Raw genomic sequence first — 25,169 nt, forward strand, 5'->3', positions numbered from 1 at the left:
CCCACCAAGGCCCAAAGTTCGCGCCACAATCGCACGCAATGAAAACTCTGCTGAACCAGAGCCCATCCTGCTCGTCAGATGCCTTGACGCGTCGGGGTGGGGTTATTGGACAGCTTCGTTAGGTAGCAGAGTGGATCGCCGCGCACTCATCGCCGCATTCTTTGCCGCCGTTGGTGGTGTTTTCGCGTTCACGTCGGGAGGGCGCGCTGAGCTGCAACTTCACATCGACGAGTCGAGCATCGCAATGCTGAGGGACTTGCGGTTGGAACCAAAGTTCACCGATTTGCCCGGTGCGCCTGCGGCCGGAGAGCGTCGCCGCCTTGAGCCGCTTATCAATGATTTGTTGGATAGGCTCATTGCAGGAATTCAGGCGCATCCAACAGACACATGGGTACTCGCTCAAATGGAGCCAACAGTTGGCGCCTTCTACCTCGAAGATACCGAGGCGCGCGAACGCTGCATTGCCTACATTGAGGCTGTATTCAAGATTTTGGGCATTCCTGATGATCGCGGCGCCTTCCGCAAGTACCTGGTTTTCTGGTGATGCGCGTGAGCCCTAAGTTGGCGCTCGAGCTGACTCGCAACGGCTGCGCACTTCAGGTCCCATTTCATTCTGGGCCTTGGCTGCCCGGCTGCTGCTTGCAGCTCAGTTAAAACGCGAGAAGCCCATGCGCTGCAGCGGCGAAATTGTCCTTGGCGTTTCCGATGCGTCAGTGAAAGAGCAAATTGCCCAGATCGCTGGCACGCTGAGGGACAGGGGCGCCGTTCTTGTGCGGAGCGGCGACTGCAACGCCTCTTTCTCGTCTTGTACGCTTCATCTGGGACGGAATAGCTTTGTCTTTCTAGGCAAAGGCCAGCTAGCGATCAAGTCCGAGGGGCGGCGCAAAGTACTGGAATTCACAGTCGAGGTTCCCCTAGTCGACAACTGTTTTTTCGGGCTGATCTTCAGCTCAATTTTGGCCGCCGTGGTTCTTTCAACAGGTGTGGGGCTCCTGTTGTCAGCGATAGCGCTTTTGCTTTCACTTCTTCTCTATCTTCTTTGGGCACAGAAGCAAGCTGGATTGTGGATAGAGTCCGCTGCTGCGGGGGCGGATGCCAATGCGCAAAATGCCAACTGAAGGCTGCATTGAAGTGCAGCACAGCCTGCGCTGAGAGAGGGCACTCCTGCTTGTTCTGCGGCACAGCTGCTCGCCGCTGTCCGTCGACGTTTGCCGGGAAAGGCGCCGCTGTGGGATCTCGTGTCCTTTTTGCAGTGTTTCAAAGCAAGCTCCTATTGGAGCCCGCTGCCCAGCTCAGGCGTCCTCGCGTCTATGAGCATCTTGGCGGAGTTTCAACAGTGCATCCAACATGGCCCATCCAATGAAAGTACATGGCGCTTGCCACTGCGGCTCAATTGCCTTCGAGGCCGTGGCAGACCCCGATAGTGTGACGATCTGCCACTGCCAAGCCTGCCAAACGCTGACCGGTACGGCCTACAGGGTCACCGTCGCTGCTGATGCGAAGGGTTTTCGATTGCTTCGTGGCGTGCCCAAGGTCTACATCAAGCTCGCCGAGAGTGGCAACAAGCGTGCCATGGTGTTCTGTGGTGACTGTGGCTCTTCTGTTTACTCTCACGCGGCGGAGGGCCTGCCGGCGAGCTACGGCCTGCGCGTCGGTTGCCTGCGGGAGCGCGAAGCATTGATTCCCCGCCGGCGCATCTGGTGCGAATCGGCGCTCGGTTGGTCCATCCATCTTGATGGGATGGCTCAGTTTGAAAAGGGTCGCTAAGCTAGCGCCCAAGCGAATCGGGTTCGTCGCACCAGCGTTCGCGCCTCAGCTGATACCTGCGGGCTCGCCGCCGCCCAAGCCCAACACAGAAGGAGCAATTCCATGGCCAGTTCCATTCGCACCTGCCTTTGGTTCAGAGACGGGCGAGGCCGCGAAGCGGCAGAGTTCTACTGCTCATTGATCCCCGGCAGCCGGGTCGAGACAGCCTTCAGTGGCGACAACGGCTATGGCGTCTTCTCGGTGATTGACTTCGTGCTGGGCGGCGTGCCCTACCAGATTCTTGATGCAGGGCCGATGTTCCAGCTGACCGAGGCGGTGTCGATCTCGGTCGCAACCGATGATCAGGCCGAGACCGACAGGCTCTGGTCTGCGCTGACCAGCGAGGGCGGCGAGCCCACGGCCTGTGGCTGGCTGAAGGATCGTTACGGTGTGTCGTGGCAGGTCTACCCGAAGCGGCTGACGGAATTGACCACGAATCCCGACAAGGCCGTGGCGGCCAAGGCGATGGCGGCGATGATGAAGCAGACGAAGATCGACATTGCCGAAATAGAAGCGGCGCTGCGTGGATGAGTTGCTTGGCGCCGCGCGGACGCTGGGCTTGCGCCGTGTCGCGCGCGGGGGAGTTGTCGAATTGGCGTCCCGGTGTTCGTCGTGCAGTTTGAGAGGGCCGTCCTCTTTGCCAGGAATCTGAAGATCATGAGTGACACACACACCATTCGTTTGCACCGCGTCATCAAGGCCACGCCGGATCGGGTCTATCGCGCCTTTCTGGATGCCGAGGCGATGGCCAAATGGCTGCCGCCGCATGGCTTCACCGGCAAGGTCCATCAGCTGGACGCGGTGGTGGGCGGCAGCTTTCGGATGAGCTTCACCAATTTCAGCCGCGGCCAGAGCCATTCCTTCGGTGGCGACTATCTGGAGCTGGTGCCCAACCAGCGCCTGCGCTACACGAGCTGCTTCGACGACCCGAATCTGCCCGGCCTGATGCAGACCACGGTCGATCTGCGCGCGGTGTTCTGTGGCGTCGAGCTGAGCGTGGTGCAGGAAGGCATTCCGGCCGTGATTCCGCCCGAGGCCTGCTATCTGGGTTGGCAGGAGTCGCTGGAATTGCTGGTCAAGCTGGTCGAGCCTGATATTCCGGGCTGAGTCGCGTTGTCTGTGACCTGTGGCACTGCTGTCGGCGGCGGGGCTGTCTGACACTGCGCCGCTTGGCCTGCAACACAGCGCGGGCCGCAGCCTGCATTGCAAAGGTCTCGCAGACGATGAAATCGACGATGTCTCCCCGCAGCGGCGGATTGGTCTTGGCGCTGACGGCCCTGTGCACGGCCTGTGCGATGGCGGTGCAGCCCTTCGAGGTGCCCGATGCGCCGCTGAGCCTGCGAGCGGCGGCCGATCAGATTCCGCTGCTCAAGCTGCTGGCCCGTGGCGTGCAGATCTATGAGTGCGCGGCGCTCAAGGACCAGCCCGGCCGCTATGAGTGGAGCTTCAAGGCGCCCGAGGCCGAGCTCAGCGACGTCAACGGCCGGCCGGCCGGCAAGCATTACGGCGGCCCGACCTGGGAGGCGCTGGACGGCAGCACCGTGGTTGGCGAGGTCAAGGCGCGCGATCCGGGCAGCGATCCAAATGCCATTCCCTGGCTGCTGCTGACGGCCAAATCCAACACCGGCAACGGCGTCTTCTCGCGGGTGCGCAGCATCCAGCGCCTGCAGACGGTCGGTGGCAAGGCACCGACCGAGGCCTGTGGCGCCGAGCGTGCCGGCCAGCAGCTGCGCGTGCCCTATACCGCCAGCTACTATCTGTACGCCAACAAGCCCTGATTTCACGCACCCATCGGGAGAGCAGCATGAACGGTCTGATTGCCTTGCTGGGCTGGATGATTCTCTTCGTGCTGTGCTGGCCGCTGGCCATCGTGGCGCTGCTGCTGTGGCCGCTGTTGTGGCTGCTGTCGCTGCCGCTGCGCCTGGTGGGCATCAGTGTCGAGGCGGTGTTTGCGCTGTTGCGCGCCATCCTGTTTCTGCCGGCCCGCTTGTTGGGTGGCGGGCGTTAGCGCCCCATGGTGAGCGAGGCGAGGCCAGCGCTGCCGCTGCAGTTCGACTCCGAACGCCTGGTGCTGCGCTGCCCGCGCGGTGGCGATGGCGACTTGCTGCATGCCTCGGTGATGGAGACGCTGGCCGATCTGCGCCGCCACCCGGCCTCGTCGCCCTGGGCGATGCAGGAGCAGAGCGTCGAGTTCAGCGAGCAGCGCTGTGTGGCGGCGGCGCAGGCCTTTCTGGCGCGCGAGGCCTTCCCCTTTTTGGTGTTCGACAAGCGTGATGGCCAACACGTCGGCAATGTTGGCCTGCACAGCCTGGATTGGACCGTGCCCCATGCCCACATCGGCTACTGGTGCCGCTCCAGCCGCCAGGGGCAAGGCTTCATCACCGAGGCGGTGCAGGCGGTGTGCGAATTCGGCTTCAGCTGCCTGAAGTTGCGCCGCGTGCAACTGATGGCCGAGGAAGGCAACCCGGCCAGCTGGCGTGTCGCCGAGCGTGCCGGCTTCATGCTGGAAGGCTGCTTGCGTCACCAGGTGCTGCAGGCCGATGGCCAGCCGGGCGCGGCGCGCGTCTATGGCCTGATCCGCTGACGCGGCCCGCCGGCGGGGCACAATGCACGGGGGCGGGCAGACAAGACCCGCGACGAGGAGACAGCCATGTTGCTAGGACTGCGCAGCGCCATCTACCCGGTGCGCGACTTGGAGGCGGCCAAGCACTGGTACGCCGCCGTGCTGGGCGTGCAGCCTTATTTTGATCAGCCTTTTTACGTCGGCTTTGCCGTGGGCGGCTTTGAACTGGGCCTGCTGCCCGATGGCGAGCCCGGCAGCAGCGGTGTGCAGGCGATGTGGGGCGTGGCCGATATCGCGGCCAGCTATGCGCAGCTGCTGGCCCATGGCGCCACCGTGCTGGCGGCGCCGGAAGACGTGGGCGAAGGCATCAAGGTGGCCTCGGTGCAAGACCCCTTCGGCAATCGCCTGGGCCTGATCGAGAACCCGCATTTCAGGGCCGCTGATGTCCGCTGAGCTGGCTGAGTTGCGCCTGCCTACGGGTTGGCAGTGGCGTCGATTGGGTGATCAGGATGCGCCGGCGCTGCAGCAGTTCTTCGATGCCAATCCCGAATACTTTTTGCGCGTCGGCGACGAAGGCCCGACCGCGGATGAGGCCGTCCAGGAGCTGGCCAGCCTGCCACCGCCCGAGCTGCGCTACCGCGAGCATTGGTCGCTGGGCTTCGAGCAGCAGGGGCGCATGCAGGCGCTGGCCGTGCTGGACGCCGGCCTGCAGCACGACGAGGTCTGGCATATCGGCCTCTTCATCGTGGCCACCTCGCTGCATGGCCAGGGCGTCGCGGCGCAGCTCTACCAATCGCTGGAAGACTGGGCAGCAGCCGAAGGCGCGCGCTGGATGCGTCTGGGCGTGGTGGCCGGCTACGAGCAGGCCGAGCGCTTCTGGCGCGGTCGCGGCTTTGTGGAAGTGCGCCAGCGCCATGCCATCACCATGGGCAAGCGGCTGAACAGCGTGCGGGTGATGATCAAGCCCTTGGGTGAGCAAGGCATCGAGCAGTACCTGAGCCTGGTGCCGCGCGATCGACCTGAATGAAGAGGCTGAAGACGCGATGAACAGACCCCTGTTGCCGCTCAGCGCGGCCCTGCCTTTGCAAGGCGAGCACACCCGGCTGCGGCGGATGAGCGGCGCCGACCTGGCGTCCTTCCACGGCTATCGCAGCGACCCCGAGGTGGCGCGCCTGCAAGGCTGGTCGACGATGAGCGAGGACGAAGCGCTGGACTTCTTGCGCCAGATGGCGATGCTGCCCCTGGGCCTGCCCGGGCAGTGGTGCCAGATCGGCGTGGCAGCGCGTGACACCGATCAGTTGATCGGCGATATCGGCCTGTGCCTGCGTGCCGCTGAGACGGGCATCGAGGCCGAGATCGGCTTCAGCCTGGCGCGCCAATGGCAGGGCCGTGGACTGGCCCGCGAGGCGGTGCAGCTGCTGCTCGACTGGTTGCTGGCGCCGGGCCGCTGCCAGCGGGTGCTGGCCTGTACCGACGAGCGCAACGGACCCTCGATTGCATTGCTGCAGCGCTGCGGCTTCCAGCCGACCAGTCGCGAGCAAGTGGTCTACAAGGGCGAGGCCTGCATTGAGCTGGGCTTTGAGCGGCGCTGAGCACCGTTTGCGATAGCGCTTCGGCGCCACACGCGCGACAGGGCGGGCCGACTTGGGCTAATCTTGCCTAAGGAAGGTCTGCATAAGTCGGCGTGGGTCGTGGTTGAGAGAAAAGGGGCGGCCACGTAGGCGCGCTGCGAAGGTCGGGCTGGTGGCCCGACAGCCGAGCAGCGCAACGCCCGTGGGGGCCCCTTTTCTCTCAACCCGCAGGGCAAGCACCAGCCAAGCCCTGCCGGTGTTGCGAGCCTTGCGCAGGCCACCAGCCTGAGCTGCGGCTCGCGCCTTGGCAGGCCATGGCTGATGCTTGCCACGGCCCACGCCGACTTATGCAGACCTTCCCAAAGCCTTACTGCCGAACTTCAATGCCCTGGGCCGCCATCAAGGCCTTGGCCTCGCCGACGGTGTGCTCGCCGTAATGGAAGATGCTGGCCGCCAGCACCGCATCGGCGCCGCCGATCTTGATGCCGTCCACCAGATGCTGCAGCGTGCCAACGCCGCCCGAGGCGATCACCGGCACGCTGACCGCATCGCTGACGCCGCGGGTCAGCGCCAGATCGAAACCGGACTTGGTGCCGTCGCGATCCATGCTGGTCAAGAGGATCTCGCCGGCGCCATGCTCGGCCATCTGCCGCGCCCAGGCCAGCGCATCGATGCCGGTGTTCTTGCGCCCGCCATGGGTGTAGACATCCCAGCCCTCGCCGCGCGCGGCCTCGTCTTCGCCCTGGCGCCGCTTGGCATCGATGGCCACGACGATGCACTGCGCGCCGTACTTGGCCGAGGCATCGCGGATCAGCTGCGGATTGGCCAACGCCGCCGAGTTGAAGCTGACCTTGTCGGCCCCGGCATTGAGCAGGCGGCGCACATCCTCGACGCTGCGCACGCCACCACCGACGGTCAGCGGAATGAAAACCTGCGAGGCCACCGCCTCGATGATGTGCAGGATCAGATCGCGGCCATCGCTGGTGGCGGTGATGTCCAGAAAGGTCAGCTCATCGGCGCCCTGCTCGTTGTAGCGCGCCGCGATCTCGACCGGATCACCGGCATCGCGCAGCGCCTGGAAATTGACGCCCTTGACGACCCGTCCTCCGGTGACGTCCAGGCAGGGAATGATGCGTTTGGCGAGCATGGGTGCTTTCGCGGGTCGGATGCCTGCGCTGGAAATCCAGAACAGACCACAGAGTCACAGAGACACAGAGGAAATCACAGAGCTCAGGCCTTCTCACTTTGGCTCTGTGGCTCCGTGGCTCTGTGGTGTATTCGAATTAAGGCGCCGGCCAGCAGCGCTCAGCCCTCGAAAAGTTCGTCGGCACGCGCCTGCGCGGCGGCGAAATCGAGATCACCGGTGTAGATCGCGCGACCGCAGATCACGCCCTCGACCCCTTCGCTCTCGACGGCGCAGAGCGCCTCGATGTCCTGGATATTGGACAGGCCGCCCGAGGCAATCACCGGGATGGACAGCGCCTGCGCCAGCTTGACGGTGGCCTCGATATTGACGCCGCTGAGCATGCCGTCGCGGCCGATATCGGTGTAGATCACGCCCTCGATGCCGTAGTCCTCGAACTTCTTGGCCAGATCGATCACCTCATGGCCGGTCAGTTTGCTCCAGCCATCGGTGGCCACCTTGCCGTCCTTGGCATCGAGGCCAACGATGATGTGGCCGCCGAAGGCCGAGCAGGCGTCCTTCAGAAAGCCCGGGCTCTTGACCGCTGCCGTGCCGATGATGATGTAGGACAAGCCGCCGTCGAGATAACGCTCGATGGTGTCCAGATCGCGGATGCCGCCGCCGAGCTGCACCGGGATCTCGTCGCCGACCTCGCGGATGATGGCCTTGATCGCCGCCTCATTGACCGGCTTGCCGGCAAAGGCGCCATTCAGGTCGACCAGATGCAGACGCCGCGCCCCGGCGTCCACCCATCGTCGGGCCATCGCGGCCGGGTCCTCGCCAAAGGTGGTGGAGACATTCATGTCGCCCTGTTGGAGGCGGACACAACGACCGTCTTTCAGGTCAATCGCGGGAATCAGCAGCATGGCCGAGTTGCAGGTGTGGAGGAAAGGAGGAAGGGGAGAAGAACTGACGAGAAGTGCGCGATATGGCGGGGAGGCTCATGGCTTCCAATGCAGGAAGTTGCGGTACAGGGCGAGCCCGTGGGCAGCACTTTTCTCGGGGTGGAATTGGGTAGCGAAAATATTATCCCGGGCCACCGCGCAGGTAAAGCGCAAGCCGTAATCGGTCTCGGCAGCGCTGTGGCGCTCATCCGACGGCGTCGCGTAGAAGCTGTGCACGAAGTAGAACCAGGATTGATCGGGCACCTCGCCCCAGACCGGATGCGGCCGGCGTTGGAACACGCGGTTCCAGCCCATCTGCGGCACCTTGTAGCGGCTGCCATCGGGCTGTAGCTGACCTTCGAGCTGGAAGCGTTTGACGCGCCCGGGAATCAGGCCCAGGCCCGCTGTGTCCTGTTCCTCGCTGTGATCGAGCAGCATCTGCATGCCGACGCACACGCCCATCAGCGGCTTGTTGGCGGCGGCGTCCAGCACGGCAGCCTGCAGGCCCGAGTCGCGCAGCTCGCGCATGCAGTCGCGCATCGCGCCCTGGCCCGGCAGCACCACCCGCTCGGCCGCATAAACCTCTTCCGGCCGCGAGGTGACCAGCACCTGCACGCCCTGGTCCTGTGCCGCATGGATCACCGCCTGCGACACCGAGCGCAGATTGCCCATGCCGTAATCGACAACCGCTACCGTGCGCTGGCTCATGTCAGAGGCTTCCCTTGGTGGAGGGGATGATGCCGGCGCTGCGCGGATCGAGCGTCATCGCCATGCGCAGCGCGCGGCCAAAGGCCTTGAACATGGTCTCGCACTGATGGTGAGCGTTATGGCCCTTCAGATTGTCGACATGCAGGCTGACCAGCGCATGATTGACGAAGCCCTGAAAGAACTCGTAGGTGAGCTGGGTGTCGAAGGCACCGATGCTGCCGGCGGTGAATGTGCAGTCCATCTCCAGGCCCGGACGGCCGGAGAAGTCGATCACCACGCGCGACAGCGCTTCGTCCAGCGGCACATAGCTGTGGCCATAGCGGGTGATGCCCTTCTTGTCGCCAATGGCCTGCGCCACCGCCATGCCCAGCGTGATGCCGACGTCTTCCACCGTGTGGTGGCCATCGATGTGCAGATCGCCCTTGGCCTCGATGTCCAGGTCGATCAGGCCATGGCGGGCGATCTGGTCCAGCATGTGATCGAAGAAGCCGATGCCGGTGTTGAGCCGGGACTCGCCCGTGCCGTCCAGATTGACGCGGACGCGGATCTGCGTCTCGCGGGTGTTGCGGCTGACTTCGGCGACGCGATCAGGCGTGGGCGCGGTGCTCATTGCAGACTTTCCTTCAAGGCGGCCAGCATGGCCTGGTTCTCTTCGGGCGTGCCCACGGTCAGGCGCAGGCAGTTGGCCAGCATCGGATGCATGGCCGAGACGTTTTTCACCAGCACGCCGCGCGCCTTCATCCGCTCGAAACAGGCGGCCGCATCGGCGACGCGGGCCAGAATCATGTTGCCCTGGCTGGGATAGGCCTGCACGCCAGTCAGCTTCTTCAGCTCGACTTGCAGCCATTCGCGCTGTTCGCGCAGCACCCGGGCCTGGGCCTCGTAGACCTGCGCATGCTCCAGCGCGAACAGGCCGGCCTCGGCATTGAGCACGCCGACATTGAAAGGTGGACGCAGCTTGTCGATCTCGGCAACCAGCGCCGCGCGACCGATCAGATAGCCGATGCGCACGCCGGCCAGGCCGAACTTGCTCATCGTGCGCATCACCAGCACATGCGGATGACGTTGCAGCAGGCCCATGGCATTGCGCTCGGCAAAGGGCTGGTAGGCCTCGTCCATCACGACCAGGCCCGGCGCCGCGGCGACGATGCGCTCGATCACCGCCTCGTCCCAGAGGTTGGCGGTCGGGTTGTTCGGGGAGGCCAGATAGATCAGCGCCGGCTGGTGCTCGGCCATCGCGGCCAGCATCGCCGCTTCGTCCAGTTCGAAATCGGCCGTCAAGGGCACGCCGACAAAGCGCAGGCCCTGGTAGCGCGCCGAGATCTCGTACATCACAAAGCTCGGCAGCGGCGACAGGATCACCGCGCCCGGCTGGCTCACGGCCATGCTCAGCATGGTGATGATCTCGTCGGAGCCGTTGCCCAGCGTGATCGCACAGCCCTCGGGCATGCCGGCATGGGTGGCCAGCGCCGCCGCCAACTCGCGGGTGCGCTCGGCCGGATAGCGGTTGATCGCCACCTGGCCCAGGCGCCGCCCCAGCTCGGCCTGCAACTCAGCTGGCAGACGGAAGGGGTTCTCCATCGTGTCCAGCTTGATCAGGCCGGTGCTGGACTGCACCGGGTAGGCCTTGGTCGCCCGCACATCGGGGCGGATGCGCGCCAGGGCCTGCGTCAGTCTTTCGTCCATGTCGTGGGGGGCTCCGTCAGCAAGGGGTTCAGGATCTGCACGCTGTCGTACTGCGCCTCATGGGGCAGCTCCAGGCTCAGCAGGCGCTCGCAGCCTTGCGCCTTGGCGGCGGCGACGATCAGCGCATCGGCATAGGCCAGGCCGAAACGGCTCTCGATCGACCAGGCACTCTCTACCGTCGCATGGTCGATCGCCCAGGGCTGCCAGCGCTGATAACGCCGCACTTCAGCGCGCGCATCGCCATTGGGCATGGGCGGCTGAATGCGGGTGGTGACCTGGCGGTAGAAATCGTTGAGCACCTGGGTGGAGACGCGGCCCGAGCGCTGCTGCCACAAGCTCATCAGCCAACCCAGCGCCTGCGCACGCTCAGCGGGCCGGGCACCATCCTCGCTGAGGATCAAGACCGAGGTGTCGACAAAGACCAGGGGCGAGGCCATGACGCTCAGCCCTCGCTTCGCACCGGATAAGGCGCCCCGCTGGATACCCAGGCGCGCTCGCGATGCAGCCAGTCCTGCATGGCGCGCTCATAGGCGTCGTCATGCCGCATCTTCTCGGCCAACAGTTCACCGACCAGGCGCGACACGCTGGTATTGCGCCGCGCGGCTTCCAGGCGTGCCCATTCGGCAACGCTGTCTTCCATCGTGACGGTGACGTTTTTCATCCGTTCAGCATAACACGAAGTTCGTGCAACACGAACTTCGTGTTGTTTCCATCCCCGCGCTCCGGGCTTGTACCGCGCCACAGAAGTGCCGATAGTCAAAGCATCCCTGTCATGCAGGCTACACCGCGATCAACGCGGGGAGAGGTCCCTATGAGCAACGCTGTCTTGACACGCGCAGCTTCGCTGCGCATCCGGATGGCCGGTTTGGCACTGGCCGGCATCATTGCCAGTCTGGTGCTGCTGATCCAGGCCTTGTGGAGCTACCAGGCTCTCAAGCTGCAAGCCGAGCAGGCCTTTGTCGCCAAAGATCTGGTGGCCGACATCCTGCCGCCGCCGCTGTACCTGATCGAACTGCGGCTGGTCTTGTCGGAAACCGTCGAAGGGACTTTGAGCCCGGCCGAGGGCCAGGCCGCCTTCGAGCGCCTGGCTGCCGACTATCAGGCGCGGGTCAACTACTGGCAGCAGAACCCACCCTTCGGCCTCGAACAGCTGCTGCTGGGCGCTCAGCACGAGCATGCCGAAGCGATGTTGAAGCTGGCTGCCCAGCAGGTCTTGCTGCCGATGAAGAACAACGACCAGGCCGCCGCCCGCGCTGGACTGAAGGAGGTTCACAGGCTGTACGAGGCGCACCGGAAAGGCGTCGACGCGACGGTGATTGCCGGCAACAAACTCGCCGATTCGGCCATGGAAGGCTTCGGCGCGACGCGCCAACGCGGGCTGGTGCAAATGCCGGCCGTCGCGGCACTGATGCTGCTGTTACTCGCCGCCTGCGGCTATTGGCTGCTGCAGGGAGTGGTGGCGCCGCTGCGCCAGGCAACGACGCTGACCCGGGCCGTCGCCGACGGCGATCTGCGCGAGCAAGGCGGCGTCGCGGCCGAAGGACAGGACGAGCTCGGTCAGATGCAGCTCGAGCTGCGCAAGATGGTCAGGCAGCTGCGCGGCTTCGTTCACAAGGTGCGCGAAGGCAGTGCAACGATGACACTGGCCTCTGGCGAAATCGCGCAGGGCAATCTGGAGCTGTCCAAGCGCACCGAGCATCAGGCCTTGCGCTTGCAGGACGCCGCACGCACGATGCAGCAGTTGGCGCAGACGGTCGACCACAGTGCGCAGATCGCCCGCGACGCCGACGAGCTGGCCCACCAAGCCTCGGCCGTCGCGCAGCGCGGCGGCCAGGCCGTCGGCCAGGTGGTTCAGACGATGGAAGGCATACAGGCGTCCAGCCTCAAGATCGCTGACATCATCGGCGTGATTGACAGCATTGCCTTCCAGACCAATATCCTGGCCCTGAACGCCGCCGTCGAAGCCGCACGGGCCGGCGAGCAGGGGCGCGGATTCGCCGTCGTCGCCGCCGAAGTGCGTTCGCTGGCACAACGCAGCGCCAGTGCCGCGCGCGAGATCAAGCAGCTGATCCAGGACAGCGTCGGCAGGGTTGAGGCCGGCTCACGCATCGTTCGCGACGCACGCCAAACCATGGACGAGCTAGAAACCCAGGTCGACCGCGTCAGCGAGCTGATGCGCGAGACCGACAGCGCGATGCGCGGCCAGAGCCAGGCCGTCGCCGGCATGAGCCAGATGCTGGGCGAGGTTGACCAAGACACGCAACAGAACGCGACATTGGTTCAGCAGACTGCGGCCGCCGCGGAAAATCTGCGCCTGCGGGCCCTCGGCGTCGATCAGGCGCTCAGCGCCTTCCGGCTCGATAACTGACCGCCACGGCGTCGGCCCACCGCTAGCGGGTCTAGAAGCCCGCCACCGCCGCGTTCAGCGTGGCGGCCTCGTCTCGCAACGACTCGCCCGCCGCGCTGAACTGCTCGAAACGGCGCGGCTGTGCAGACGAAGGCCATCAGCTGATGCCGGCGGATGCCGGCGGCCTTAGCACCTTGCCCCATCGAGAGTTTGTGTCAAACCCGGCCGCGCAGCCTGTATTCGGCGGCCAACGCGTGGCCTTGCAGGCCCTCGCCATAAGCGAGCTCGGCCGCGATGGGGCCCAGCTTCTGCGCACCCGCTTCACTGACCTCGATCAGGCTGGACCGCTTCTGGAAGTCGTAGACGCCCAGCGGCGAGGAGAAGCGCGCCGTGCCCGAGGTGGGCAGTACATGGTTGGGGCCGGCGCAGTAGTCGCCCAGGCTCTCGCTGGTGTAGGCACCGAGGAAGATCGCGCCGGCATGGCGTAGCAACGGCTCCCAGCGATGCGGCTCCTTGCTCGACACCTCGAGATGCTCAGGCGCGATGCGGTTGCTGATCTCGCAGGCCTCGTCCATAGAACGGGTCTGGATCAGCGCGCCGCGCCCTTCCAGCGAGGCCTTGATCACGGCGGCACGCGGCATCGTCGGCAGCAGCCGCTCGATGGCCTCGCGGACCTGTTCGATGTAGCCAGCATCCGGGCAGAGCAGGATGCTTTGCGCCAGTTCGTCGTGCTCGGCCTGGCTGAACAGGTCCATCGCCACCCAGTCCGGCGGCGTGCTGCCATCGGCCAGCACCAGGATCTCGCTCGGGCCGGCAATCATGTCGATACCGACCTGGCCGAACACATGCTTCTTGGCGCTGGCCACATAGGCATTACCCGGGCCGGTGATCTTGTCGACCCGCGGCACAGTGGCCGTGCCATAGGCCAGCGCGGCCACGGCCTGCGCCCCGCCGATGGTGAAGGTGCGATGCACGCCGGCCACATAGGCGGCGGCCAGCACCAGCGGATTCTTCTCACCTCCCGGCGTGGGAACAACCATGATGATTTCGGGCACGCCGGCCACCTGAGCCGGAATCGCATTCATCAACACGCTGCTCGGATAAGCGGCCTTGCCGCCGGGCACATAGATGCCGACGCGGTCCAGCGGGGTCACCTTTTGCCCCAGCAGCGTGCCATCCTCATCGCGGTAGCTCCAGCTGCGGCCGCAGGCCTCCAGCTGGCGCTCGTGATAACTGCGCACACGAGCGGCCGCTGCCTCCAGCGCTTGGCGCTGGGCCGGCGTGATCGCCTCAAAGGCAGCGCGCAGCTCCTCGCGGCTGAGCTCCAGCGCGGCCAGGCTGTCGGCACTCAGCCGGTCAAAGCGGGCGGTGTACTCGAGCACGGCGGCGTCGCCACGGGCACGCACATCGGCCAGGATCTCGGCCACGCGGGTTTCGATCGCCGCATCGGTCTCGGCCGACCAGTGCAACACGCGCTGGAATTCGGCTTCGAAATCAGCGGCGGCGGTGTTGAGTTGGCGAAGCTTGAGCATGGCGGTCAGGCGGGAATTGAGGAGGCGAAAGCATCGATCATTCGGCGCAGCGGCTCGCGCTTGAGCTTGAGCGCTGCCTGGTTGACGACCAGGCGCGAGGAGATGTCCATGAAATGCTCGACCTCGACCAGGCGGTTGGCGCGCAGCGTGTTGCCGGTCGAGACCAGGTCGACGATGGCGTCGGCCAGGCCGGTCAGCGGCGCCAGCTCCATCGAGCCGTAGAGCTTGATCAGATCGACGTGCACACCCTTGTCGGCAAAGTGCTGGCGGGCGATCTCGGTGTATTTGGTGGCCACGCGGATGCGCGAGCCCTGGCGGACGGCGGCGGCGTAGTCGAAATCGTCGCGCACCGCCACGCTCATCCGGCAGCGGGCGATGTTCAGGTCCAGCGGCTGGTAGAGCCCGGCGCCGCCATGCTCGATCAGCACATCGCGGCCGGCCACGCCCAGATCGGCACCGCCGTACTGCACGTAGGTGGGCACATCGGTGGCACGCACCAGCACGACGCGAACATCGGGCTGATTGGTGCTGAGGATGAGCTTGCGCGAGGTTTCGGGGTCTTCCAGCACCTCGACGCCGGCCGCTTTCAGCAGCGGCAGGGTTTCTTCGAAGATGCGGCCCTTGGAAAGTGCCAGGGTGATCATGGTGCGTCCTTCTGAATGGTGTCTTCAGCGGACGGCAGCGGGGTCACCTGGAGCGGTACACCACCGCCACCCGCTGTTCAAGGCGGATGGCGTTCAGGAATGGTGGTGGGCCGCCGGCGCAGCGGCGTGCTCTGCAGGTGTCAGGGTCTTCATCGACAGCGCATGGATCTGCTCGCGCATGCGCTCACCCAGCGCCTGATAGACACGCTGATGGCGGCGCACCCGATTCAGGCCCTCGAACTCGCTGGAGACGATGGTGGCAAAGAAATGACGGCCATCGCCCTCGACTTGCAGCTCTTGGCAGGCAAGCCCGTCGGCGATGTATTGCTGGACTTCAGCGGGAGTGGGATCGGCCATGATGGACGGCATTCTATGCGGCAGCCGGCAAAACCCTGGCGCCGCCAGGCTTCGCTGCTGTGCGACGCAGGCTTGCTCGGGTGCTTCAGTGGCGCTTCAGTGGCGGATCTTGTAGCCGCGGCGCAGCAACTCCAATGCCAGCGACGCGACCAGCACAAAGCTGGCGCCGACGACGCCGAGCGACAGCCAGGGCGACACATCGCTGACGCCAAAGAAGCCGTGGCGGAAGCCGTCGATCATGTAGAAAAACGGATTCAGATGGCTGACGCCGAGCCAGAACGGCGGCAGCGAATGGACCGAATAGAACACACCGGACAAGAAGGTCATCGGCATGATGATGAAGTTCTGGAAGGCCGCCATCTGGTCAAACTTCTCGGCCCAGAGGCCGGCGATCAGGCCCAGCGAACCCAGCATGCCTGCGCCCAGCAGGCCAAACACCAGGATCCAGCCCGGCGCGGCAAAACCTGGCACCGCAAAGAACAGCGTGGCGATGAACACGCCCAAGCCCACCGCCAGCCCACGCACCACCGAGGCGCCGACATAGGCCGCAAACCAGGCCCAATGTGACAGCGGCGTGACCAGCAGGAACACCAGATTGCCGGTGATCTTGCTCTGAATCAGCGAGGACGAGCTGTTGGCAAAAGCGTTTTGCAGCACGCTCATCATCACCAGGCCCGGAATCAGGAAGCTGGTGTAGCCAACGCTGCCATAGACCTTGACGTGGTTCTCCAGCACATGGCCGAAGATCAGCAGGTAGAGCACCGCCGTCAGCACCGGCGCGCCGACCGTCTGGAAGCTGACCTTCCAGAAACGCAGCACCTCTTTGTAGAACAGGGTGCCGGCCCCCTCGAGACGAATGCCGCTCATTGGCCAGCTCCTTGCATGATTTCCAAGAACACGTCCTCAAGATCGGCGCGGCCGATCTCCAGGTCTTCCACCGGGCAGGCGGCGGCACGCAGGGTGGCCAGAATCGTCTCGACCTCGGCCGCATCATGCGCCTTGATCTGCACGATGCGACCGGTGACCCGTGATTGCGCGGCCAGCGAGGGCGGCAGCGCGGCGTCGGTCTTAAAGCGCAGCATCGTCGAGGCGCGGCCGGCGAGCAGATCCGAGGTGCGATCCAGCGCGACGATGCGGCCCTGCTTCAGCATCGCCAGGCGCTGGCACAGCGCCTCGGCCTCTTCCAGATAGTGGGTGGTCAGGAGCACCGTATGGCCCTCGCGGTTCAGCCGGGCGATGAACTGCCACAGCGTCTGGCGCAGTTCCACATCGACCCCGGCGGTCGGCTCGTCCAGCACGATCACCGGCGGCCGGTGCACCAGCGCCTGCGCCACCAGCACGCGGCGCTTCATGCCGCCGGAGAGCTGGCGCATATTGGCCCGGGCCTTGTCGGCCAGGCCGAGGTTTTCCAACAGCTCGGTGATCCAGGCGCCGTTATTTCGCACGCCGAAGTAGCCGCTCTGGATTTCCAACGCCTCGCGCACGCTGAAGAAGGGATCGAAGACCAGCTCCTGCGGCACGATGCCCAGGGCGCGGCGGGCCGCGGCATAGTCGCTGACGACATCGTGGCCATGCACCTGGATGCTGCCGCCGCTGGCCTGCGAGAGGCCGGCCAGGATGCTGATCAGGCTGGTCTTGCCCGCGCCATTGGGGCCCAGCAGACCGAAGAACTCGCCCTGGGCGATCTCGAAACTGACGCCGTCCAGCGCCCTGACCTGCCCTCCGCGGTAGGTTTTGCTGACCTGATCGAATCGAATCGCCGGGATGGCCGCCGCGGGGTGGGCGGCGCTGGAGGGGCTGGGGCTTTGCATGGGCGGCGATTGTAGGGAGCGCGCTTCATTCGTGCAGCGATCGAGCCAATCCCCTAGAGCGCCGCGCCTTCTTGGTGCCAGAATGGGCCAGACACTCCCGAGACCACCCCATCCATGGCCACCAAGAAGCCGCGTCGTACCGCGGAGCGCATCCTCGAGGTCACGCTGGACCTGTTCAACCGCTTCGGCGAGCCGAACGTCTCCACCACGCTGATCTCGGCCGAGTTGAACATCAGCCCGGGCAATCTCTACTACCACTACCCGGCCAAGGACGAGCTGATCAACGCGCTGTTCGGCCGCTATGAAAGCGAGCTGGGCGAGTTGCTGGCCGCGGCCGACAATGTGCGCCATGTCGAGGACGCCTGGCTGTTCTTCCACATGCTGTTCGAGCTGATCTGGAAGCATCGCTTTCTCTATCGCGACCTGAACGATCTGCTGTCCAAGAACCGCAAGCTGGAGACGCATTTCCAGGCCGTGCTGCAGCACAAGGGTCAGGCCATGCGCGCCGTGCTCTCCGGCCTGCAGCATGGAGGCGCGCTGAAGATGGATGCCCGCGATGCCGGCCCGGCCGCCAACTCCATGGTCGTGCTGCTGAGCTACTGGCTCAGCTACGAGTACGTGCGCGATCCGCGCCATGCACTGGAGCCCGAACGCGCCGGCGCGGCGCTGATGCGCGGCGCCTTTCATGTGCTGAGCCTGCTCTTGCCCTATCTGGAACCCGCCTCGCGCGAGCATCTGTTTGCCCTCGCCGGCCACTACCAAAGCTGAAGGAGACGACAACATGGCCAAATGGACCGCATTCCCCTATGACAACGCCGCCTTCGTCTACGACGCGGCCAGCTTGAAGAAGAACTGGGCGCGCCTGCATGCCGGCGACGCCGAGCCCTGGCCCAAGGACGCGGCGGTGCAGCAGGCCTGGATCCATTTCCATGCCGGCGAATTCCAGCAGGCCCATGACGCCGGCCTGGCCGCCGGCGGCGCCGGCATCACCGTGGCCAACAAGGCCCAGGCCATCTACGCCAACTACCTGGAGAAGAAGGAGAAGGTGAAGCTGGAGATGTTCCTCGAGGTGGCCGAGCGTGCCGAGGCGCAGCAGGCCGAAGAACCGAACAATGCCAATGCCTTCTACTGGCAGGCCTACGCCATCGGCCGCTATGGCCAGGGCATCAGCGTGGCCAAGGCCTTGGCCCAGGGCCTGGGCAGCAAGGTCAAGAACGCGCTGGAAACCGCCATCGAGTTGCAGCCCAAGCACGCCGACGCGCACATCGCGTTGGGCGCCTTCCATGCCGAGGTGATCGACAAGGTCGGCAAGCTGCTGGGCAAGACCCAAGGCGCCGATACCGCCACCGGCCTGAAGATGTTCCAGCAGGCGCTGAAGCTGAACCCCAGCAGCGCCATTGCGATGATCGAGCGCGCCAACGGCCTCGTGATGCTGGAAGGCGACAAGCGCATGAAGGAAGCCGAGGCGCTGTATGCCGACGCGGCGGCCTGCGAGCCCAAGGACGCGATGGAATGCCTGGACGTCGAACTCGCTCGCGAGGAGTTGGAAGAGTAAAAAGGTGCGCCGAGCGCCCTCAAGAAATGTGAACTAATGCCGAAATCTGCTCACAATTCGCCTGAAAAGAGGCCGAATTAGGGCTTGCCCACCCCGCAGACGAGGTTGGCGCCCTGCCCCGCCCCGCAGTAAGCTTGCAACCCTGAACTGGCCGAAAGCGCCGCCGCGCCGCAAGCCGCCACACTCCACACCGCTGAGGTTGAACCATGAAGCAAATCCTGGCCACCGTGATCCTGGCGTCGCTCGCCACCGCCTCCCTGGCCGCCAGCCAGCCGCAAAACAGCGAAGAGCAGGCCCTGCGCGCAGAGTGCGCCGCCCACTACACCGCCAAGCTGGATGCCAAGCCCAGCGAAGAAAACGAATACCAGTTCGTCTACTCCAAGGGCAAGCTCAAGGGCGAGTACGTCGCTGGCCAGAACCTGGACTGCACCAAGGCCCAGTACACCGCCTTCCTGAAGAGCGCTGATCCCGAACGCGTGATGTCGGCCTACCCGACCGCCGCCGGCCGCACCAAGGCCAAGGCCAAGGAAGCCAGCAAGTAATTCCCGCCGCCTGCGCTTCGGCCAGGCAGCAAGACAAAAGGGTCAGGTTTTGCCTGACCCTTTTTTCATGCCTGTTTTACAGATGCGTCCAAATCAAGCCGAACGCAGACCACAGAGCCACGGAGACACAGAGGAAAACACGACAAACCTTCGTTCCCTCTACGACTTCCTCTGTGTCTCCGTGGCTCTGTGCTTGGTTATGGCCGATCAGCGGTCAAGGAGCAAAGCCCTTTTCTCAAGGGCTCAGCCCTCGGCGTCGTCGCCCCAGGGCAGCATCAGCGCCAGCATCAAGAGCTTGTTGAACTCGGGCGCAAAGCGCTCGATGATGGCCTCGGGGTCCGGGCAGAGCTTGCTATCGGTGATCAGGCCGAACTGCACATTGCCGGCGTAGGTGAGGATGGACACCCCCATGCCGATATCGCCCGACTGCGGCACCCAGAACATCACCCGCTCCACCGTCGAGCCACAGAACTTCAGCGCCTCGGCCGGGCCGGGCACATTGGTCATCACCGCGGTGGCCTTCTTGGCAAAGATGTTCAACATCGCATGCTGCACCGGCTTGATCAACAGGCCGGCCACTGACAAAAGCCCGAAAGCCAGCACCGGCTGGAAACTGCCCTTCAGCTCCTGCATCCGCGCGCGCACCGCGTAGAGTCGCTCGACCGGGTTCTCGATGCCGATGGGCAGCACCAGCGGCACCAGGCCGAAACGGTTGCCCAGCTGGTAGGCCTTTTCCAACGGGCGCAGATTGACCGGCACCATGGCGCGGATCTCCTTGCCCTCGACCGACTCGCCCTTGTCCTGCAGATAGCGGCCGATCGCACCGGCCACGCAGGACAGCAGCACATCGTTCACCGAGGCATTGAGCCCCTTGCCAACCGCCTTGACGGCGTCCAGCGGCAGTGCATCGTCCCAGGCCACGCGCTTGACGCTGCCGGGCTTGCCCTTGAGCCGGGTGTGCGAGTCGTCGGACATCAGCGCAAACGACGCCACATCGCTGACCGCCTGATAACCGAGCCGCGCCGCATGCAGCGAGCTGTCCAGCGGGTGCTCCTGATGCATCACCATATCGACCGACTTGGCCATGCCGGCACCGGCCACGCCGATGGCCTTGATGGTCAGATCGGTGATCGGCTTCAGCAGCGCATCGGCCAGCCAGTCCTGGTCATCGCGCGGCTGCTGGCGGCGCTTGGGCGGCGGCTTGCCGCCATCGGTGATGGACAGCATCACCGCGATCAGCGCGATGCCGTCGGCGATGCAGTGGTGGATGCGCGCGATCAACGCGCTCTGCCCGTCCATGTTCTCGATCAGTTGGAACTGCCACAGCGGCCGCGCCGGGTTCAGCGGCTGCGCCGCCAATGCGCCAACGCGCGCCTGCAGCGCGGCCTGCAGGCTCTGGCCGCGCTTGGGGTGCAGGCTTTCGACCAGCACATGGTGAGCGATGTCGAACTGATCGTCCTCGACCCAGTGCGCACCCAGCGCATCCTCAACCACCTTCTGGCGGAAGCGCCCGTACTGCAGCAGGCGCTCCTGCACGCGCTCGCGCAAGGCCTCCAGCGTGATGCCCGGGCGAATGAACCAGACCCCGACGATCATCATCAGATTCGATTCGGTGTCCATGCGCAACCAGGCGGTATCCACCTTGGACATGCGTTCAACGGCTTGACCCACTGCGCTCTCCTGACTTCTAGAGTTTCTGACCCAGACAATGCTGGTTAACATGTTCGGCGTCCATCCCGATTGTCACCAGTTCATGGTGCTTCAGACCCAAGGAGACATGATGAGCCTCAAAGAGCAATTTGACGCGGCCGTGGCCGCCTCCAAGCAACTGCCGGAACGTCCGGACAATATGACGCTGCTGAAGCTATACGCCCTCTTCAAGCAAGGCAGCAGCGGCGACGTCGAAGGCTCGCGCCCCGGTTTCACCGATATGGTCGGCCGTGCCAAGTACGACGCCTGGGCCGCCCTGAAGGGCACCAGCAGCGATGAGGCGATGCAGCAGTACATCGATCTCATCGAATCACTGAAATAAGGCTCCCCCCCTACGCGCTGCGCGCGCCCCCTCAAGGGGGCACGGCTGGCTGACCGGCAAAGCCGGATCAGCAGCCGTCGCTGGAGGGGGCGTGGGCTGGCGCCACGCCGTCTGTGCGCGCAGCGAGCGCTATCGAAAAACCGGCTTAGGCCGGTTTTTTCTTGGTGGGTGCTTTGGTGGGGGCGGCGGCGAGAAGTTGGTCGAGCTCTTTCTGGATCTCGGACTCAATCGTCGACTTGAAGGCGCCGAGCAGGAAGCCGAGTTTGGCGCTCAGCTCGAAGTGATCAGCGGTGACGATCAGCTCGCCTTTGACGCCGGAGCGAACGAACTCGACCGTGTCGCTGCTCTTGCCCTCGATCACCGTGCATTCCATCTCGAACTTGTCCTCGACCTGCTCGGCCCAGGCCCAGGCGATCTCGCGCGCCCGCTTCAGACCCAGCGTGTGATTGCGTTGGATGTGGATATCGGCCATGGTGTGTTTCGCTCTTGCTCGGTGACGATGCTGGCACTCTAAGCGATACGGCCGGGGCGCTGGGCAAAAAGCCGCGCCAGGAGCACGAGGCCACTCACCCACATTCGCACCGTTATCATGGCGCGCCTCAAGCCCAGACCGCCTCAGCGAGCCCCACGATGATCCGCCCCGCCGCCCTTCGCCCCCTGGCCACCGCCGCCACCCTGCTGGCCGCGGCCGGCGCTGCGATGGCTCAATCAACGCCAACATCGATAAGCACAGCGGCCAACACCGAAGCCAGCGGCCTGCGCCAGAACGACGCGCTGATCAAGCTCGAGTACCAGACCATCAAGGTGCCGGGCGACCGGCCCATCGATCTGGCCAGCTTTCACGTCTTCAACAAGGTGCTGGACGGTGTCTACATCGGCGCCGGCTTTTATGCGCCGCTGCTCAAGGGCGCCTATGGCGGCTTCGTCGCCGCCGACCTCGGCGCGCATCTGAAGCAGCCGCTGGCCGGGCCGCTGTTTCTGACCGCGGGCCTGTCGGCCGGCGGTGGCGGCGGTGGCCGCAGCGTCGAGCACAGCAAGCTGCTGTCGGGCAGCGGCGGCTTCACCCGCGGCTATCTGGGGCTGGGCTATGACTTCGGCAGCTTCAGCGTGGGCGCCACCGTGTCCCGGATGAAGTTCCGCCAGGCCATCATCGACGGCACCCAGGCCAGCGTCTTCCTGGAAATGCCCTTCAGCTATCTGACCGGACCCTTCTCCGGCCACGAGCAGCCCCTGCCGCCCGAGGACGACCGCCGCGCCGCCCGCGAGATGGGCGAGAACATGCTGACGCTGTCCGCCGACAACTACCGCCAGCGCTCGCCGCAGGGCTCGAACAAGAGCACGATCAGCCTGGCCGATCTGCAGTACGCGCACTTCTTCAGCACCGACAGCTACTGGTTCGCCGCGCTGGGCATGGCCTACCGCGGCCTGCCGCTGTACAACCAGCTGCTTGGTGGTGTGGGCCAGCGCTGGAAGCTCTCGCCCGCGCTGACGCTCTACGGCCAACTCGGCCTCGGCTCGGGCGGCTATGCGCCCGACATCATCGACACCGACGCCGGCCTGCTGATCTACCCCAAGCTGCAAGCCGAGTACGCATTGAGTCGCGATTTGGGCCTGGCCGTTTCGCTCGGCTATATGGCCGCACCCAAGGGCAGCTCGCGCAACCAGACCTTTGGCCTGAGCCTGATCCACCATCTGCGCTCCGGTGGCGCCAGTGATGGCGCCAGCCTGCTGCCGCCCGCCAGCTACCAGGGCCTGCGCCTCGCGGTGTTGCAACAGACCGACTACCACCTCAGCTACCGCGACATCGACCGCTCGACCGTGAAGATGATGGGCCTGCAGCTGGACATCCCGCTGGGCCAGCGCTTCTACCTGCCGCTGCAGGCCTCGGGCGCCTACAACGCCTACCTGGGCTACCCCGGCTATGCCGAGATCCTCGCCGGCCTCGGCGTGCAGACCCTGGCCGCCGCTGATGAGCGCTGGCAGGGCTTCGGCCAGCTGATGGCCGGCGCGAATGTCCACGGCAAGGCGGTGAAGGCCAACGCCGGCATTCGTTACATCCTGAATGAGCGGCTCGCCCTGAGCCTCAGCGCCGGCCGCATCGAAGCCCGCAGCAGCACCGGCGGCCGCTTCCATGCCGACAACATCGCCTTTGGCCTGGACTACCGCTTCGCGATTCCGACGCGCTGAGTCTTCGCGCGTGAGGGGCAGGCTGCGCGAGGGCTAAAAGCTCCCCTGCGCCATGGCCTTGACCTGCTCACTCAACTCGGCCGAGCGCACCGCGCTACAGAAGCCCGGGATCTTCTTGCTCTGCAGATGATGGAAGTCAACACCGTTCATCTGGTGCACCAGACGATCATGGCCAAAGCGGCCGATCAGTTGGTTCAGCATCGCCGGCTCATCAAAGGCAAGGCCGCAGGTCTTGGCTGCGCCCAGGCGCGACCAGGCCCACTGCGCCAGCGGATCCCAGCCCATTGCATCGACGCCGGTAAACCCATGCTCGTAGTGATACAGGTAGACCTCGGGCTTGATGTCATACGCGGCCATGCCGCCAACGCCGTTGTAGGTTTGCGGCGCAGCGCAGGCGCACAGCGCCAGCAATAGCGCCGACGCAAGGCCAGCGGAGACGCGCGGAAGGCGGAAAGCAGTCGTCAAATCCATGGCATGTATTTTTGATGTTAGATGATTTTCTTGTTGGTGCACTGGCTGGGTCATGATCAGCCGCCAATGAAGCGGAACAACCCGCCGCCCGTCTGCCCGCCGGTCATCATGGTCCAACGCGCCTGGATTTCCAGCCAGTCCGTGCGCGCCGCCGTGCCGCTCACCACGCCCGAGCTTTTGCTGACCTCAAGCTTGGATACCGTGCTGGTGCCCGACACGCTGAAGTCCCAGATCACCGAATTCGAGCACTCGCTCGGCAAGCCCTTGAGGCGCGGCGTCGCAAGCACGGCCTGGCCCAGTGGCAAGGTGATCACCGCGTCGCGGCCATAGCTCTGGCTGCCAACGTCGTAAACCAACTCCAGCACGGTACCCGCGGGCAAGGAGCAGGGTCTCAGATTGGACGGCTGGCCATTGACCGTGACCGTTGTCTCGCTGCCTCCACCGCCACAGGCGCTGAGCAGGATGGCGCTCAGCGCCAGGGTGAGCGCGGTGCACCAAGGATGTTGAATGGATTGCATGGGAATACTCCTCCTGAAAAAATCTTGTTTGGATGGCCGCCGAAGCATGGGCGGCCGGCGCCACATTTGGGCGCTACAGCGACTGCCTTGTTTGAGCGGGTGCGCCTCGGCGCTGTGTCGGGTCATGAAGTATCCGAATCCGTCAGGTCACAAGACCCGGGCTACATGACCGACAGGCCGCTGGCCTTGGCATCGTTGAGGGTCAGGTCTTGCCCGGCATCCAGGTTCAGCTTCTGGCCGGCGGCCAGTTGGGTCTGCCAGTAGGTCGTGCCCCAGCCGTTGGTGTAGCCGCTGGAGCGGTTGGCCGCCACCGTCAGGTTGGCGCCAACGCCGCCGCCGACCCCGGTCGAGGCGCCGAAGCTCAGGCCCACCGCGCTATTGCTGCTCTGGGTTTGCGTGCTGGTGGCGCTGCTATCAATCGCTTTTGCCTGTTGGCGAGCCACGAATCCGCCGGGCAAATGATCCGAGCTAGACGGCTCACTCTTGTCCGGCGGGCCACCATGGCTTGGATCGCCAGTCCTCCAAGGCTGATTGAAACTCAGCCGCCGCCGAATACAGCGGGTGCGGGTATCCATACCCCTCGCCCTCACGCGTGAAAGGCGGGTCAAACAGCCCCTCAGCTGGCGGCACGACCCGGCCGTCCTCAATAGCCTGAAATAGTGGCGACAGTTGCTCGACAAGCGAATCAAGCCCGAGATCTGTTCGCCTGGCGTCCAGGAGCGCCGCCCGGTAGAGCTTCATTGTTTTAAGCAGACGTACGTTCTTATCCATA

Annotated in this window: 35 protein-coding genes; 17 read left to right on the top strand and 18 right to left on the bottom strand. The window is 64.9% G+C overall.

What is annotated here, in order from left to right; all coding sequences use genetic code 11:
- The 11 genes from RQP53_RS14745 to RQP53_RS14795 form a co-directional block, all read left to right on the top strand.
- Positions 1–544: DUF4844 domain-containing protein (locus tag RQP53_RS14745; RefSeq protein WP_315651175.1), on the top strand; the 544-nt coding region annotated here is incomplete at its 5' end.
- 76 nt (positions 545–620) lie between these two features.
- Positions 621–1,118 carry a hypothetical protein gene (locus RQP53_RS14750; RefSeq protein ID WP_315651178.1) on the top strand — a complete coding sequence of 166 codons (498 nt, stop codon included), beginning with the start codon at positions 621–623 and terminating at the stop codon, positions 1,116–1,118.
- A 229-nt stretch (positions 1,119–1,347) separates the two neighbouring features.
- A complete protein-coding gene (locus RQP53_RS14755; protein ID WP_315651180.1) occupies positions 1,348–1,767 on the top strand; it encodes a GFA family protein in 420 nt (139 codons plus the stop codon).
- A 102-nt stretch (positions 1,768–1,869) separates the two neighbouring features.
- Positions 1,870–2,337, top strand: coding sequence for a VOC family protein (locus RQP53_RS14760; RefSeq protein WP_315651183.1), 468 nt, complete (start codon positions 1,870–1,872; stop codon positions 2,335–2,337).
- Positions 2,338–2,463: 126 nt separating this feature from the next.
- The gene (locus RQP53_RS14765; protein ID WP_315651186.1) at positions 2,464–2,913 is read left to right on the top strand and encodes an SRPBCC family protein; all 450 of its coding nucleotides are present in this window, start codon (positions 2,464–2,466) and stop codon (positions 2,911–2,913) included.
- A 128-nt stretch (positions 2,914–3,041) separates the two neighbouring features.
- On the top strand, positions 3,042–3,584 hold the full coding sequence (locus RQP53_RS14770; protein WP_315651188.1) for a DUF3455 domain-containing protein: 543 nt from the start codon (positions 3,042–3,044) through the stop codon (positions 3,582–3,584).
- Between the two features lie 26 nt (positions 3,585–3,610).
- Entirely contained in the window at positions 3,611–3,814 is a 204-nt protein-coding gene (locus RQP53_RS14775) for a hypothetical protein (RefSeq protein ID WP_315651190.1), read from the top strand.
- Between the two features lie 9 nt (positions 3,815–3,823).
- On the top strand, positions 3,824–4,390 hold the full coding sequence (locus RQP53_RS14780) for a GNAT family N-acetyltransferase (protein ID WP_315651193.1): 567 nt from the start codon (positions 3,824–3,826) through the stop codon (positions 4,388–4,390).
- 66 nt (positions 4,391–4,456) lie between these two features.
- Positions 4,457–4,822: a VOC family protein gene (locus RQP53_RS14785; RefSeq protein ID WP_315651195.1), complete on the top strand. Its 366-nt coding sequence runs from the start codon at positions 4,457–4,459 to the stop codon at positions 4,820–4,822.
- Complete coding sequence (locus tag RQP53_RS14790; RefSeq protein ID WP_315651197.1) at positions 4,812–5,396, top strand: GNAT family N-acetyltransferase; 585 nt, start codon at positions 4,812–4,814, stop codon at positions 5,394–5,396. The genes RQP53_RS14785 and RQP53_RS14790 overlap by 11 nt, the downstream gene beginning before the upstream one ends.
- A 16-nt stretch (positions 5,397–5,412) precedes the next feature.
- Positions 5,413–5,961, top strand: coding sequence for a GNAT family N-acetyltransferase (locus tag RQP53_RS14795; RefSeq protein WP_315651199.1), 549 nt, complete (start codon positions 5,413–5,415; stop codon positions 5,959–5,961).
- Between the two features lie 346 nt (positions 5,962–6,307).
- On the opposite strand, the gene hisF is transcribed toward RQP53_RS14795, so the two are convergent.
- The 7 genes from hisF to RQP53_RS14830 all read right to left on the bottom strand — a co-directional run bounded on the left by hisF (position 6,308) and on the right by RQP53_RS14830 (position 11,062).
- Positions 6,308–7,087 (bottom strand): imidazole glycerol phosphate synthase subunit HisF, encoded by a 780-nt coding sequence (gene hisF, locus RQP53_RS14800; protein ID WP_315651202.1) that lies wholly within the window; start codon positions 7,085–7,087, stop codon positions 6,308–6,310.
- A gap of 158 nt (positions 7,088–7,245) precedes the next feature.
- Positions 7,246–7,989, bottom strand: a complete 744-nt coding sequence (gene hisA, locus RQP53_RS14805; protein WP_315651204.1) for a 1-(5-phosphoribosyl)-5-[(5-phosphoribosylamino)methylideneamino]imidazole-4-carboxamide isomerase — start codon at positions 7,987–7,989, stop codon at positions 7,246–7,248.
- A 75-nt stretch (positions 7,990–8,064) separates the two neighbouring features.
- Positions 8,065–8,715, bottom strand: a complete 651-nt coding sequence (hisH, locus tag RQP53_RS14810; RefSeq protein WP_315651206.1) for an imidazole glycerol phosphate synthase subunit HisH — start codon at positions 8,713–8,715, stop codon at positions 8,065–8,067.
- 1 nt (position 8,716) lies between these two features.
- Positions 8,717–9,325, bottom strand: coding sequence for an imidazoleglycerol-phosphate dehydratase HisB (gene hisB / locus RQP53_RS14815; protein ID WP_315651207.1), 609 nt, complete (start codon positions 9,323–9,325; stop codon positions 8,717–8,719).
- Positions 9,322–10,401 carry a histidinol-phosphate transaminase gene (gene hisC, locus RQP53_RS14820; RefSeq protein WP_315651209.1) on the bottom strand — a complete coding sequence of 360 codons (1,080 nt, stop codon included), beginning with the start codon at positions 10,399–10,401 and terminating at the stop codon, positions 9,322–9,324. The genes hisB and hisC overlap by 4 nt, the downstream gene beginning before the upstream one ends.
- The gene (locus RQP53_RS14825) at positions 10,386–10,838 is read right to left on the bottom strand and encodes a PIN domain-containing protein (protein WP_315651211.1); all 453 of its coding nucleotides are present in this window, start codon (positions 10,836–10,838) and stop codon (positions 10,386–10,388) included. The genes hisC and RQP53_RS14825 overlap by 16 nt, the downstream gene beginning before the upstream one ends.
- Positions 10,839–10,843: 5 nt before the next feature.
- Positions 10,844–11,062, bottom strand: coding sequence for a CopG family transcriptional regulator (locus RQP53_RS14830; protein WP_315651214.1), 219 nt, complete (start codon positions 11,060–11,062; stop codon positions 10,844–10,846).
- 150 nt (positions 11,063–11,212) lie between these two features.
- Between RQP53_RS14830 and RQP53_RS14835 the strand changes: the two genes are divergently transcribed.
- Entirely contained in the window at positions 11,213–12,769 is a 1,557-nt protein-coding gene (locus RQP53_RS14835) for a methyl-accepting chemotaxis protein (protein ID WP_315651216.1), read from the top strand.
- Positions 12,770–12,963: 194 nt separating this feature from the next.
- Here the strand turns inward: RQP53_RS14835 and hisD are convergent, their stop codons facing one another.
- The 5 genes from hisD to RQP53_RS14860 all read right to left on the bottom strand — a co-directional run bounded on the left by hisD (position 12,964) and on the right by RQP53_RS14860 (position 17,047).
- Positions 12,964–14,280: a histidinol dehydrogenase gene (gene hisD / locus RQP53_RS14840; RefSeq protein WP_315651218.1), complete on the bottom strand. Its 1,317-nt coding sequence runs from the start codon at positions 14,278–14,280 to the stop codon at positions 12,964–12,966.
- A 5-nt stretch (positions 14,281–14,285) separates the two neighbouring features.
- Positions 14,286–14,924, bottom strand: a complete 639-nt coding sequence (hisG, locus tag RQP53_RS14845; protein WP_315651220.1) for an ATP phosphoribosyltransferase — start codon at positions 14,922–14,924, stop codon at positions 14,286–14,288.
- Positions 14,925–15,017: 93 nt separating this feature from the next.
- A complete protein-coding gene (locus RQP53_RS14850) occupies positions 15,018–15,281 on the bottom strand; it encodes a BolA family protein (protein WP_315651222.1) in 264 nt (87 codons plus the stop codon).
- Between the two features lie 96 nt (positions 15,282–15,377).
- Entirely contained in the window at positions 15,378–16,148 is a 771-nt protein-coding gene (locus tag RQP53_RS14855) for an ABC transporter permease (protein ID WP_315651224.1), read from the bottom strand.
- A complete protein-coding gene (locus tag RQP53_RS14860; protein WP_315651729.1) occupies positions 16,145–17,047 on the bottom strand; it encodes an ABC transporter ATP-binding protein in 903 nt (300 codons plus the stop codon). The genes RQP53_RS14855 and RQP53_RS14860 overlap by 4 nt, the downstream gene beginning before the upstream one ends.
- Positions 17,048–17,206: 159 nt before the next feature.
- Between RQP53_RS14860 and RQP53_RS14865 the strand changes: the two genes are divergently transcribed.
- The 3 genes from RQP53_RS14865 to RQP53_RS14875 all read left to right on the top strand — a co-directional run bounded on the left by RQP53_RS14865 (position 17,207) and on the right by RQP53_RS14875 (position 19,189).
- Positions 17,207–17,860: a TetR/AcrR family transcriptional regulator gene (locus RQP53_RS14865; RefSeq protein WP_315651226.1), complete on the top strand. Its 654-nt coding sequence runs from the start codon at positions 17,207–17,209 to the stop codon at positions 17,858–17,860.
- A 13-nt stretch (positions 17,861–17,873) separates the two neighbouring features.
- Entirely contained in the window at positions 17,874–18,647 is a 774-nt protein-coding gene (locus tag RQP53_RS14870; RefSeq protein WP_315651228.1) for a tetratricopeptide repeat protein, read from the top strand.
- A gap of 206 nt (positions 18,648–18,853) precedes the next feature.
- A complete protein-coding gene (locus RQP53_RS14875) occupies positions 18,854–19,189 on the top strand; it encodes a hypothetical protein (protein ID WP_315651230.1) in 336 nt (111 codons plus the stop codon).
- A 243-nt stretch (positions 19,190–19,432) separates the two neighbouring features.
- Here the strand turns inward: RQP53_RS14875 and RQP53_RS14880 are convergent, their stop codons facing one another.
- Positions 19,433–20,839, bottom strand: a complete 1,407-nt coding sequence (locus RQP53_RS14880) for a wax ester/triacylglycerol synthase family O-acyltransferase (protein ID WP_315651730.1) — start codon at positions 20,837–20,839, stop codon at positions 19,433–19,435.
- A 130-nt stretch (positions 20,840–20,969) separates the two neighbouring features.
- On the opposite strand from RQP53_RS14880, the gene RQP53_RS14885 reads away from it, so the two are divergent.
- A complete protein-coding gene (locus tag RQP53_RS14885) occupies positions 20,970–21,221 on the top strand; it encodes an acyl-CoA-binding protein (RefSeq protein ID WP_315651233.1) in 252 nt (83 codons plus the stop codon).
- Between the two features lie 145 nt (positions 21,222–21,366).
- Here RQP53_RS14885 and RQP53_RS14890 read toward each other — a convergent pair whose 3' ends face one another.
- On the bottom strand, positions 21,367–21,693 hold the full coding sequence (locus RQP53_RS14890; RefSeq protein ID WP_315651234.1) for a polyhydroxyalkanoic acid system family protein: 327 nt from the start codon (positions 21,691–21,693) through the stop codon (positions 21,367–21,369).
- A 158-nt stretch (positions 21,694–21,851) separates the two neighbouring features.
- Between RQP53_RS14890 and RQP53_RS14895 the strand changes: the two genes are divergently transcribed.
- Positions 21,852–23,408: a hypothetical protein gene (locus RQP53_RS14895; RefSeq protein ID WP_315651236.1), complete on the top strand. Its 1,557-nt coding sequence runs from the start codon at positions 21,852–21,854 to the stop codon at positions 23,406–23,408.
- 33 nt (positions 23,409–23,441) lie between these two features.
- Here the strand turns inward: RQP53_RS14895 and RQP53_RS14900 are convergent, their stop codons facing one another.
- From RQP53_RS14900 to RQP53_RS14915, 4 genes are all read right to left on the bottom strand, one after another.
- Positions 23,442–23,933, bottom strand: coding sequence for a hypothetical protein (locus RQP53_RS14900; protein ID WP_315651238.1), 492 nt, complete (start codon positions 23,931–23,933; stop codon positions 23,442–23,444).
- Between the two features lie 2 nt (positions 23,934–23,935).
- Entirely contained in the window at positions 23,936–24,397 is a 462-nt protein-coding gene (locus tag RQP53_RS14905; protein WP_315651241.1) for a hypothetical protein, read from the bottom strand.
- Between the two features lie 161 nt (positions 24,398–24,558).
- Positions 24,559–24,840: a hemagglutinin repeat-containing protein gene (locus RQP53_RS14910; protein ID WP_315651243.1), complete on the bottom strand. Its 282-nt coding sequence runs from the start codon at positions 24,838–24,840 to the stop codon at positions 24,559–24,561.
- Between the two features lie 34 nt (positions 24,841–24,874).
- Entirely contained in the window at positions 24,875–25,168 is a 294-nt protein-coding gene (locus RQP53_RS14915) for a hypothetical protein (RefSeq protein ID WP_315651246.1), read from the bottom strand.
- Position 25,169: the final 1 nt, after the last annotated feature.

It is taken from the genome of Roseateles aquae (genome assembly GCF_032337115.1).
Taxonomy (GTDB): Bacteria; Pseudomonadota; Gammaproteobacteria; order Burkholderiales; family Burkholderiaceae_C; genus Roseateles_C; species Roseateles_C aquae.